Here is an 11,701-nt window from a genome sequence, read left to right as displayed (position 1 = left end):
GGAGAAGGAAGCATGAATTCGAATCAAAAACAAAGAGTAAGGCTGGAACCCGGTGCTACTTCCTTATACGCATGTCAAAACGATCAAAGGTTTTCTTACTGTGCGTATATTCCCAGCGCTTTTGATCACACCGATCCATTAAAACATCCACTGCTAGTCGTGATACATGGGACAGAACGAGGCGCACAGCAATATAGAGACGAGTTTAAAGATTTTTCGGAAAGAATAGGTGCTATTATCCTTGCGCCACTCTTTCCAGCAGGTATTGGAGAGCCGGGAGAACTAAATTCCTACAAAAAGATCAAGTACCACGATATTCGTTTTGACTATGTTTTATTGGCTATGATTCAAGAGTTTACTAGTCAGTATGGGATTGATCGACAAAAATTTTTGCTGTTTGGTTTTTCCGGGGGCGGACAATTTGTGCATCGGTTCTTCTATCTTCATCCAGACAGGCTTTTAGGCGTTTCGATTGCTTCTCCTGGCAATGTTACCTTATTAGATCAAAATTTGGATTGGTTTATTGGAATACGCGACTTTCAAGAACAATTCGGTACGGATATTCAATGGGAGGAGATCCGCCGTGTCCCGGTACAATTGCTGATTGGCAGCGAAGATAACAAAAGCCTGCCAAGTGGAAAAGATAATCCATTCTGGCTTCCTGGAGTGGAAATGGCTGGGGATACACGCCTAGAACGTATAAGAACATTGTGTGAAAATTGGACATCTGTAGGGATTCACGTTCAGTATGAAGAAGTCCCTGAAGCAGCTCACGAAGGATCTAAACTTGTTCCCTATGTGAAAGACTTTTTTGCAGACCTATTGAAACAAAATGTTTAAGTATTCAAATGACCAAAAAAGGTGTACATGATGGACACAAAAAATGGTAGGGGGTATTAGATGAGGAGCTTGCATAGGATTATGGTGGTTGATGACGAACCAATCATTCGGATGGATCTTTGTGAAATACTTTATGCAGAGGGCTATGAAGTTGTTGCAGCAGTGAAGAATGGCGAAAAGGCGGTCGAAATGGCTTATCAGTACAGACCGGATTTAATTTTAATGGATGTGACAGTATCGAAAATGAATGGCGTGAAGGCGGCAAAAATTATTAGTTCCTTCTCAGAAGCGATGATCGTCCTACTAACCGCAAACAGCCCCAAATCGATAATAAAGGATATTAAAGAGGCTGGTGCGATAGCATACTTAATGAAGCCAATAACCGTTGAAAACCTAATTCCAGCTATTGAAATAGCCCTTGGGCAGAAGGCAAGATTGTCACAGCTGCATAGCCAAATACGGGAGCTTCAACAGGAGATGGAAACTAGAAAGAAAGTGGAAAAAGCCAAAGGCAAGGTAATGGAGAGATCTGATATGAAGGAAGAAGAAGCATTTCGATGGCTGCAAAAAGAAAGCATGCAAAGTCGGTTGCCATTGGGGAAAGTAGCTCAAAGCGTCTTATTAGGAGAAAAATAAGGAAATCGAATGCGTCAGAGTTATTTTTACAACAACACTTGATTACTTTTTCGAATAGAATCTGAGAAAAGTTTAGTAGGTATAGTCAAAAATTTACGAGAATTAGATAAACAAAGTAAAAATAAAAACTAGTAATCATGTGATGGAAGAAAGTGAAGATATAATGGCCAGCACTTTACGTCGATGAACAAGCCGCTTCCGCTTTTCTTCATAATTTTTTATTTTTGTTTCACTTTCATTTTATTTTTAGTTGTTACGATCGTTTTGAAGATCAAATGAAGGTGAGGCAGACGATGAAGCAGATTATTAAATTGAAATGGCCAATTGTTATCATATGGATATTACTTGTGGGATCATTGTTGTTCTTGATGCCAAATTTGGGGGAGCTTGTTAGGGAAAAGGGACAAGTTGGCGTGCCAGAAGGATATTCATCCATGCAGGCCGATAAGTTATTAAAAGAATTAGACAATAAAACAGACAAAGATAACATGAATGTCATTGTAGCTTTTCATGAAGAAAAGGAATTAAATAGTGAACAGCTTAAAGAAGTAGAAAAGGGGATTCATGAACTTGAATCCAAAGAAAAAGAATTAGGGATTACTAGTATTATTTCACATCTTAACAATGAAGAATTGAAAGAACAGTTAATTTCGAAGGATGGCACAACGATCCTTACTCTTGTATCTGTTGAAATGGGAGATAGAAGTAAAGCAGAAGTAAGGGATGAACTTAATGAAGCTTTAAAGGATATTGAAGTCGATACTCATCTTACTGGAGCTGAACTGATTTTAGAGGATTTTATCATTACAACTCAAGAAGGAATTCATAAGACAGAAGGAATTGCAGTAGCTTTTATCATCATTGTGCTCATCCTTGTCTTTCGCTCACCCGTTGCACCCATAGTTTCGCTCATTGCAGTTGCCATTACCTATTTAGCTTCCTTAGGAATTGTAACAATTTTAGTGGATCAGGTAAATTTCCCGTTTTCAAATTTCACACAAATCTTTTTAGTACTGGTGTTATTTGGCATAGGGACAGATTACAATATTTTGCTGTTCACTAGGTTCAAGGAAGAGTTAACGAAGCAGAAAACCATTTTAGAAGCCATTATTTATACGTACAAAACAGCTGGAAAAACTGTATTATTTAGCGGTCTTGCTGTATTTATCGGGTTCATTGTTTTAGGCTTAGCTGAATTTAAATTGTTTAAATCGGCATCCGCTGTTGGCATCGGAGTTGGTGTTCTTCTTCTTGCATTATATACGATCGTTCCCATTTTTATGGCTTTGCTAGGCAATAAGTTATTCTGGCCTTCCAAGAATTCTTCAGGACACAAGGAAAATAGACTTACTTCCAGCATTACTCAATTTTCAGCAAGAAAACCAATTTTAGGGTTAATCATTTCGCTCTCATTATGTGTACCTTTTATCTTTTTCTATAATGGTCAATTAACGTATAATTCGCTTGACGAAATTGATGACTCGTATCCTTCTGTAAAAGGGATTTCCGTAGTTTATGATCATTTTCCACCAGGGCAGGCCTTGCCAACCACTTTAGTATTAAAAAGTGATCAGCCTTTCGATTCAAATGAGTCATTAGCATTCATTGATGAAGTCACAGAGTCTATTCAGTCTATAAAAGGAGTCGATAAAGTTTATAGTACGACTCGACCACAAGGGGAAAAAATACCTGAACTATATACAAATGATCAAGGTGAACAAGTAAATGAAGGTGTAAAAAAAGCTAATGACGGTGTAGTAACGATTAAAGATGGCCTTACAGATGCCGTTCATCAAATAGAAGCCGTTCCTACTGAGGATTTCAATAAGGTTAATGATTTAATATCTGGAACAAAAGAAATCCAAAGCGGGATCAATCAATCAACGGATGCTCTGATTAAAATTGATAATGGATTACAACAAGGAGTAAGCGGAACGGATCAACTTCAGCAAGGAATTCATTCATTAAATAGCGGCTTAACGGATCTAGTTCAATCTACAAGTGCTTTATCAAGTAATGTATCCAGCATTCAAGCAGGCTATAATACCCTTTATTCACAGTATCAGAAGATAGAAGGATCTGTGAATGGATTCATCAATGCTTCAAATGCGATGAATGGATATATAGCAGCTCTAGAGCAAACTCATGGAGAATTGAAGGCAGATAAAAATTTTCTCGCATTAAAGCAAACGTCTATTCAACTCAATGAACAGCTAAAACAACTATCAGCAGGCTTATCTGAGCTGAATAAACAATTTGCTTCAGCCAATGAAAAATTAGGACAAATTAATACGGGTTTAAAGCAGATAAACGATGGTCAAGGGAAAATTTTATCTGGATCAAAACAGTTGGAAGCAAGCGTTGGAAGCTTAAAGGATGGACTTAGACAGAGCAGTGATGGTCAAAAGCAGGTTATTGCTGGTCTTCCAAAATTATCGGATGGTTTGACTGAAATAAATGAAGGTCAAGCTCAACTGGATAGTGGTTTAAATGAACTGGAAGAAAATATGAGCACTTTAGAAAAAGGGCTAAATGATAGTGTAGCAGGACTTGGAGAAGTGAACAACGGTTTGACAGACGTCAATGGTTATCTGGACGAAGTAACAAAAACGAAATCGACTGAAAGCTTCTTTATCCCGGAAGATGTCCGAACTGGAGAAGATTTTCAAAAATCAATCGATGCCTTTATGTCGGATGATCGTAAATTAGTGAAATGGACCATCGTGTTGTCTGTTGATCCATACTCAAACGAAGCAATGGACGTTATTAAGGAAATCAATCAAAAATATGAGCAGCTGGTGAAAGATACAGACTTTGAGCATGATTCTTATGGAATTGCAGGCATTTCTTCTCAAAATAACGATTTAAATACAGTAAGTACAGGTGATTTTACAAAAACAGCGAGTATCATGCTTGTTGGTATATTAATTGTTTTATTTGTAATAACCCGCTCGTTCTGGACACCTGTTTACATTATTGCATCTCTTATATTGGCTTATTTTACGGCATTATCAGCAACAGAAATGTTATTTAAAAACTTTACAAGCTTTAACGAGCTTACTTGGACCATTCCTTTCTTTGCTTTTATTATGGTTGTTGCATTAGGAGTTGACTATAGCATTTTCTTAATGATGAGATTTCGTGAATATAAAGACATGCCTGTGAAAGAAGCCATTCTAGAGGCAATGAAGCATACAGGAGGCGTTATTATTTCCGCTGTTATTATCCTTTCAGGAACCTTTGCGGCGATGTATCCTTCAGGCGTACTAACATTAACCCAATTGGCAACAGCTGTTATTATTGCTTTGTTATTGTTAGCATTTATTTTCTTGCCAATGTTTTTGCCAGCATTAATGACGATGACAAACAAAAGAAAATAATATCATATCGCCGTCACTTAATAAATTTAGGTGGCGGCAATATGTTGAAAAAAATCGAGAAATCGATAAAAAAGTATATAAAATCGATAAAAAAATCAAAAAATCGATAAAAAATCATCTAATTCAAAAAAATAGATGTCTTGCAGGAATTTTTCTTCAAATCTAGAATATTAAAAGGGAAATCCAAGCTGGGAGTGATGAAATGATCATAAAAAAGAGAGAAATTCCTCTTTCTATTCAAAAATTGCAAGCACTACTTCGACGTATACCCCCTAATCATCCGAAAATCCCCTTTATTAATGAAAATCTCAACAAAATGTTAGCCGGTTATAAAGGTGAGAACTCTATTGATTACCCTTTAAGCTTCCTTGCAGAGAAAAACTTCTTCATTTTTCATGATCTACGACTTTATGACAATAAACACTATTTTCAGATAGATACATTATTGTTATCCCAGAAATTTGTCCTTATTATAGAAGTGAAAAATATAACAGGTACGTTATATTTTGATCCTGTTTTTAATCAGCTTATTCGAACAAAAGAAGGGAAGGAGAGGGCTTTTCCGGATCCTATTCTTCAAGTGAATCGGCAAGAATCACAGTTAAAGAATTGGTTCTCGCAAAATCGATTGCCAGAAATTCCAATTCAATCCTTGATAGTCTTCAGTAATCCTCAATCTGTTATACGTACTTCCCCTGAAAACTTCCATCTAAATTAAAAAGTTATTCACCGTGATTTTCTCCCAACAAAAATCAATCAAATTGAAAACTCCACTCGAGAAAAAGTTCTAACGGAAAAAGAAATAAAAATAGTCATCCGGCTTTTTTTAAGAAAGCATACCCCGCTGAATTCATCCATACTGGAACAATTTCAAATAACAAAAGAGGAAATATTAAATGGAGTCATTTGTAATAAGTGCAGTCATATTCCAATGGAAAGAATTCATAGTGCTTGGTTGTGCCCGATCTGTCACAATAAATGCAAGGACGCTCACATTTCAGCATTAAAGGACTATTCTCTTCTTTTTGGATCAACAATAACTAGTAGTCAGATGAAAGAATTTTTAGGAATTTCATCTCCGTCCCTTGTAACGAGGCTGTTTCATTCAATGAATTTAACAAGTACTGGATCTACAAAAGGGAAGAAATACAATCTAGATTTTAACGATTTTAATCCTTGAGAAACCATATAACAAAGGAAAAGGCAAGGAAGATTGAAACTTCCTTGCCTTTTTAAAGATGTCTAGCTCCAGCGCCCAGCCCTAGTGAAAAATAACCCTTTATCTCATAAAGCAAAAAGCACTATATGAGCAAAAGGAACATTTTTCTTCAGGACTGACCAAGGCACTTCCGCTTTTCTAACTACGATGCGGAATAACGCAATTTTTTGTTAAAATTCTTTTTTACAATTTTTCTATATCTGATGTTTACAAAGGCTGCTGCGGTTATTCCTACTAAAGAAATAGCAGCATCAAAAATGAAGATATTAGATATATGTCCGGTTTTAGACATTAAACCAGTAGCAATTGGCAAGAGTACAGAAGCCAATCCAGCTGCAGTAGCGACCAATCCCGTAACCGTCCCTTTTTTCTTCCAGAATAATTCGGTCATTATGGCTATTGTTAGCTGAAAAACTCCTGCTGTAGAAAAGCCTAAAAAGAATGATGCAAAGATGGCTAAGTTAGTTGATTTCATTGTTAATAAAACTAATACGGAAAAAAAGGTAATGACCGGATATATGACTACGACATTGATTGGTCGTATTGCTTTTTTTAACAAAATGGACAATGCTAATACGGAAATTAAGGCACCAATACTATAAAAACTTAATAATTTAATTGAACTTGTACTGGTCATTCTAAGTACTTTTTGCCCATAGGTAGGAAGCCAAATTTGTGCAACGGTAAATAATGATGTGGATGTAAACCCCATGACAATAAGAGCTAGTCCTTCTTTCAAAAATTGAGGCTTTGAGCGGAATTTACTATTATCAGAATCACCTTTCATGAAATGAACCTTTTCAATTTTATGATTAGGAAACGACATCATAAATAAGAACATCATATTTATAAAATAAATCGCCGCCGGAATGAAAAATGAATAGCCATAAAACATCTCATGGTCAGCGAAAAATGCAATCATTATTGGGAGTAGAGCTGCTCCCGCAGACATAAATGCTTTTACTAACACACTAGCAGATCCCGTTGATTTTGGGAAAATTTCAATGAGTGCTGGATATGTTCCTGCGTCCATAGCAGAATTGGCAATTCCTGCTAGAATGGCAAAAAGAAAAGCAATTTGATAAGTTGGAGCCAATGGAATTCCAACCAGAAATATCCCCATTGTCAACGCTGATAGTAAAATCAGCGGTTTTCTCCCAAATTTATCTGACAGGATCCCTGATATAGAATATGAAAGTAATTTTCCTATCCCTATTGCTGAAATAATATAGCTGACACCAGCACTATCTGTATTTAATTGTTTTGTTAAGTAGGGCATATTCGATGCTAGCATGATATTTACCATACCAAGCATAAAATAATTAATATACAGCCCCGAGGCTGTTTTCATATATTTATTTTTCATTTTTTACACTCCTAAATGAGTCTGATGACTAACCTAATCATTTTATTTGGAATTGGTGATAAATGCAATCCAGTTTTCGAAAAATCTTCCCTATATTCAGCAATCTCTCAAATAAAAAAACCAGACTAGTAAAAAAGTCTGGTGAGATCGTTCATGCTTTTCTTTTTAGCAGCTTAATAGGAGTTAATTTTTTAGTGGAATTTCTATTTGAAAAATAGATTCCTAAAAATATAATCAAAAGTCCAAGCAACAGATTTTTTGTAATGGGCTCATCTAATAGTACATAGCCCCATATCATGGCGGTTAATGGAATGATATAGGTTACAGTCGCAGCAAATTCTGGACTTCCCTTTGTCAGTAAATAGTAGAAAAGAAGATAAGCGATACCTGAGCCTAAGCATCCAAGTCCAATAATTGAAAGGTAAATAACGAAATTAAAGTGCATATTCGTTGGTACTGTGTTTGTGAAAATCATTCCAAGTAATCCGATGATTGCTCCTACTATCAATGAGCTTGTTGACAGAAGCAGAACACTTGTATTGGATAAATATTTTTTTGTATATTGAGAGGCAAATCCGTAACAGAGTGTTGCCAACATCATCGTTCCTATCCCAATAAAGCTTTGTCCAGATAGCCAATGAATATTAAACTCTGTTAATACTAATATCCCAATAAAACCAGTCACTATCCCAAGCCATTGCTGCTTTGATAATTTTTTTGAAAAAAGGATAAAGCCAATAAGTCCGGTAAAAATGGGTGTAAGGGCATTTAAAACAGCAGCTGCATTGCTGTTTATTTGTGTTTCACTTAAAGAAATGAGTCCCCATGGAAGACCTGCATTGAACACCCCAATAACGACTAATGATTTCCAGGGGATTGGTCGAACAACTTGATTTCTTTTTAACCATAGAAACGGGAGAAGTATGATCACACCTGCAATACATCTAAAAAAAACCGTGCCCCATACGCCAACGGAGCTTGTTAAATACATAATGAAAACAAATGATAGTCCCCAAATTAAGCTTAATCCAAATAAAGCACTGTATAGCCTCATAAGTTTTACTCCTTTGAAAAAGATTCAAATAATCTTGTAACATCTCAAAAAAACTTCCCACTGATGTTTGATTCGTAAGTTGCAATATAGCATTCTCTCAACTAAGACAATCTTACCATATGAATGAAGGATGAACTGGATAAAAAATGAAAGAGCAAGAATTGAAAAGAAAAACTTAAAAAATGTTCATTTACACTACAAAGAAAAGGAGGTTTAACTAATCTACTAAATGGAGTGGCTTTCTCATTAGATTAAAATATTCAAAACAGGCTTTTTCATTTCCATATTTTTCGAAATATATTTACAATGAAGGTTAATAGAATACATGAACAGGGCGCTTACGCTTTTCTAATTTGTCTAGCCCCTCGAGGTCATAAGCCATTTCTGAATTGAAGGCAAAGAACACCTTCTATTCAGAAGCGTCTTATGCTTGTCGGGGCTGAACAAGACGCCTACGCTTTTCTATGAAAGGATGGTTATGTGAAAGCTATTTCTGTTAAAATCATCACAATTTTCTCTGTTGTTTTTACAATATTATGGGTTTGTGGATTGTTTTGGACAATGAAAGATCAGTTTACTCAAGGTAACACAAAGGAAGTTGTTACGGTTAAATCAACAAATGATGAGGAGGATAATCAAGAAGCCTATCAAATTTTAGCCTTAGGAGATTCATTAACGAGAGGGACGGGTGATGAATCTGGTAAAGGGTATGTAGGTGTTTTGGTAGATGAGCTAAAAGCGAAAACAAAGCAAACTATCCATGTGACGAACACGGCTATTAAAGGACAAACATCTACACAGCTTGTAGAGCAAATGAAGCAGCCAGAAATTCAAAGACAAGTAAAGCAGGCTAATGTCATCCTTCTTACGATTGGCGGGAATGATTTATTTCGAGGCGGAGAAGCGATTGTAAACTTGTCCGAAAGTGAAACAAAGAAATCAGAATCGACCTATTTACAAAATATAAATGAGGTTTTTACAACCATTCGTCAATTGAATCCAGATGCGACTGTTTTTCATATCGGCTTATACAATCCTTTTATTGAGTTAGACAACCCTGAACAAACTTCTCAAATCGTTCGTTCCTGGAATAATGATTCTGCTGAAGTAGCAGCATCCTTCAAGAAGATCGTATATGTACCTACCTTTGATTTATTTCAATTAAATGTCAATGATTACCTTTATAATGATCATTTTCACCCAAATCAAGAAGGCTATAAGCTGATTGCGGAACGAGCAGCCTCTCTATTAACGTTTCAAAAGGAGGGACAAACAAATGACAATAAATGAGTTTCCGCTTCGAGTGCAGCATTTAACGAAAAAGATAGGAAAAAAAGTTATCATTAAGGATATTTCAATGCAAATTAAAGAAGGAGAGGTTTTTGGATTTTTAGGGCCGAATGGAGCTGGGAAGACAACAACGATTCGGATGCTGACAGGTCTTATCAAACCAACATCGGGCGATATTTTTATTTGCGGCAAGAGGTTAAAGACGCAATTTAAAGAGGCAATCAAAAATCTTGGTTGTATTGTTGAAAATCCCGAGCTTTATTCGTATTTGACAGGCTGGGAGAATCTTCAGCAGTTTGCTCGTATGGTATCTGGAATAACTGAAAATCGCATTATTGAAGTAGTTGAGCTAATCGGACTCCAAAATCGTATTCATGATCGTGTCAGTACGTATTCCCTTGGTATGCGGCAGCGTCTTGGAATTGCACAAGCTCTTATCGGTAAACCAAAGCTATTAATTTTGGATGAGCCTACTAATGGACTTGATCCAGCTGGGATAAGAGAAATGAGAGAGTTTATTCGATTTTTGGCAAAGGAAGAAGGGATGAGCGTTCTCGTTTCTTCTCATTTACTAAGTGAAATTCAACTCATGTGTGATCGTGTCGCGTTTATTTTAAAAGGAGAAATTATTCGTATCGATTCTGTTGAGCATCTTCTTGGTGAAAAAGAGCGTGTTGCTTGGAAGGTGGAGCCTTTACAGGAAGGGAAAGAAATTTTAGCAGAAGAAACCGCTGTGTTTGAAAAAGAGGATGGCATCTTATTAACTCCATATAAAGATGAAAAAATTTCTGAATGGAATGAAAAGCTAGTAAAGGCTGGCATTAAGGTGAAAGGAATGGAAATCAAGCTTCCAACACTCGAGGATTTATTTATCGAATTAACGGGAGGCGAGGTCATTGATTAATTTGGTTCATAATGAAATGATTAAGCTTGTCCAAAAAAAGAGATTATATGTCATTATCTTGATCATTGCAGTGCTTGTACCCCTATTTACATATGCTCAATATAAACAAGCAAAATCGATAGAAGAAAAAGTAGGCACAGCAGATTGGCGTACTCAAGTTCAGCAAGGAATTATCGATATGCAAAATCGATTAACATCTAGCAGAATTTCCGATGACTGGAGGAAGTATTTACAAATCGAAATTCAACAGCAGCAATACTATCTTGATCATAATATAAATCCTACATCACCAGGAGCGCCAACCTTTATGAGGATTTTTGTTGAAAGCTCGATCGATTTACTGCTGCCATTAATGGTGATGGTTATGGCTTCAGATCTTGTTTCATCTGAATCAAGTGCAGGGACGATCAAGCTTTTACTTACTAGACCAGTTAATCGTTGGAGGATTTTATTAAGTAAATACATCACTTTGATTCTTTCCATCTCCTTCATTTTGTTTTCGATTGGACTGTTATCTTATGCGATGTCTGGTTTGGTGTTTGGGTATGGCGGCTGGACAATGCCATTATTAACTGGATTTTCAGTTCAAGGGGAGGATTTGAATACTGCAGCTGTTCATTTAATCCCGCTATGGCAATACATTTTAATGGATTTTGGACTTGCCTGGTTTGTCTCTCTTATTATAGGTACCTTGACCTTTATGCTATCCGTTTTATTGAGAAGTACAGCGGCCGTAATGGGCATTATGCTTGCTAGTCTTATTTCCGGGGCAATCTTAGCAAATATGGTGTCATCCTGGGAATCGGCTAAATATTTATTTATGGTGAATTTGAAATTAACGAATTTTATTAGTGGAGCAGCACCCCCAATCAACGGAATGACACTTAGTTTTTCAATGACGGTATTAGCCATATGGGGGCTTGCTGGGTTATTTACTTCGTTTTTTGTTTTTACTAAAAAGGATTTTTATTAAACTTGGGATAACAACCAAATTTAATTTACTTTTCTAGGT

9 protein-coding genes are annotated in these 11,701 nt (G+C 36.2%); 7 read left to right on the top strand and 2 right to left on the bottom strand.

Annotated elements, in window-relative coordinates; translation table 11 throughout:
- Positions 1-12: 12 nt before the first annotated feature.
- The 4 genes from FDO66_RS10145 to FDO66_RS21255 all read left to right on the top strand — a co-directional run bounded on the left by FDO66_RS10145 (position 13) and on the right by FDO66_RS21255 (position 5,574).
- Entirely contained in the window at positions 13-840 is an 828-nt protein-coding gene (locus FDO66_RS10145; protein WP_141432541.1) for an alpha/beta hydrolase family protein, read from the top strand.
- Between the two features lie 60 nt (positions 841-900).
- Positions 901-1,476 carry an ANTAR domain-containing response regulator gene (locus tag FDO66_RS10140; protein WP_141432540.1) on the top strand — a complete coding sequence of 192 codons (576 nt, stop codon included), beginning with the start codon at positions 901-903 and terminating at the stop codon, positions 1,474-1,476.
- Positions 1,477-1,769: 293 nt separating this feature from the next.
- On the top strand, positions 1,770-4,856 hold the full coding sequence (locus FDO66_RS10135; protein WP_181444526.1) for an MMPL family transporter: 3,087 nt from the start codon (positions 1,770-1,772) through the stop codon (positions 4,854-4,856).
- A gap of 202 nt (positions 4,857-5,058) precedes the next feature.
- A complete protein-coding gene (locus FDO66_RS21255) occupies positions 5,059-5,574 on the top strand; it encodes a nuclease-related domain-containing protein (RefSeq protein ID WP_258535691.1) in 516 nt (171 codons plus the stop codon).
- 643 nt (positions 5,575-6,217) lie between these two features.
- Here FDO66_RS21255 and FDO66_RS10125 read toward each other — a convergent pair.
- Both FDO66_RS10125 and FDO66_RS10120 read right to left on the bottom strand, forming a co-directional pair.
- Complete coding sequence (locus FDO66_RS10125) at positions 6,218-7,441, bottom strand: MFS transporter (protein ID WP_141432538.1); 1,224 nt, start codon at positions 7,439-7,441, stop codon at positions 6,218-6,220.
- Between the two features lie 151 nt (positions 7,442-7,592).
- Positions 7,593-8,495: a DMT family transporter gene (locus FDO66_RS10120; RefSeq protein ID WP_141432537.1), complete on the bottom strand. Its 903-nt coding sequence runs from the start codon at positions 8,493-8,495 to the stop codon at positions 7,593-7,595.
- Positions 8,496-8,975: 480 nt separating this feature from the next.
- Here FDO66_RS10120 and FDO66_RS10115 point away from each other — a divergent pair, with 480 nt between their 5' ends.
- The 3 genes from FDO66_RS10115 to FDO66_RS10105 are packed head-to-tail and all read left to right on the top strand — an operon-like array spanning position 8,976 to position 11,662.
- The gene (locus FDO66_RS10115) at positions 8,976-9,785 is read left to right on the top strand and encodes an SGNH/GDSL hydrolase family protein (protein ID WP_141432536.1); all 810 of its coding nucleotides are present in this window, start codon (positions 8,976-8,978) and stop codon (positions 9,783-9,785) included.
- Entirely contained in the window at positions 9,772-10,689 is a 918-nt protein-coding gene (locus FDO66_RS10110; RefSeq protein WP_141432535.1) for an ABC transporter ATP-binding protein, read from the top strand. The genes FDO66_RS10115 and FDO66_RS10110 overlap by 14 nt, the downstream gene beginning before the upstream one ends.
- On the top strand, positions 10,682-11,662 hold the full coding sequence (locus FDO66_RS10105; protein ID WP_141432534.1) for an ABC transporter permease subunit: 981 nt from the start codon (positions 10,682-10,684) through the stop codon (positions 11,660-11,662). Before FDO66_RS10110 ends, FDO66_RS10105 begins: the two co-directional genes overlap by 8 nt.
- The last annotated feature ends 39 nt before the right edge of the window (positions 11,663-11,701 follow it).

The sequence above is a fragment of the Bacillus sp. 03113 genome (assembly GCF_006546985.1).
Classification (GTDB): Bacteria; Bacillota; Bacilli; order Bacillales; family Cytobacillaceae; genus VATK01.
The sequence above is the reverse complement of the archived record's forward strand: the minus strand, read 5'-3'. Positions and strand labels throughout refer to the sequence as shown.

What these genes read in the sequence shown, in the direction of transcription:
- FDO66_RS10145 (WP_141432541.1), top strand. Translation starts at nt 13, where the DNA reads ATGAATTCGAATCAAAAACAAAGAGTAAGGCTGGAACCCGGTGCTACT.
- FDO66_RS10140 (WP_141432540.1), top strand. Translation starts at nt 901, where the DNA reads ATGAGGAGCTTGCATAGGATTATGGTGGTTGATGACGAACCAATCATT.
- FDO66_RS10135 (WP_181444526.1), top strand. Translation starts at nt 1,770, where the DNA reads ATGAAGCAGATTATTAAATTGAAATGGCCAATTGTTATCATATGGATA.
- FDO66_RS21255 (WP_258535691.1), top strand. Translation starts at nt 5,059, where the DNA reads ATGATCATAAAAAAGAGAGAAATTCCTCTTTCTATTCAAAAATTGCAA.
- FDO66_RS10125 (WP_141432538.1), bottom strand. Translation starts at nt 7,441, where the DNA reads ATGAAAAATAAATATATGAAAACAGCCTCGGGGCTGTATATTAATTAT.
- FDO66_RS10120 (WP_141432537.1), bottom strand. Translation starts at nt 8,495, where the DNA reads ATGAGGCTATACAGTGCTTTATTTGGATTAAGCTTAATTTGGGGACTA.
- FDO66_RS10110 (WP_141432535.1), top strand. Translation starts at nt 9,772, where the DNA reads ATGACAATAAATGAGTTTCCGCTTCGAGTGCAGCATTTAACGAAAAAG.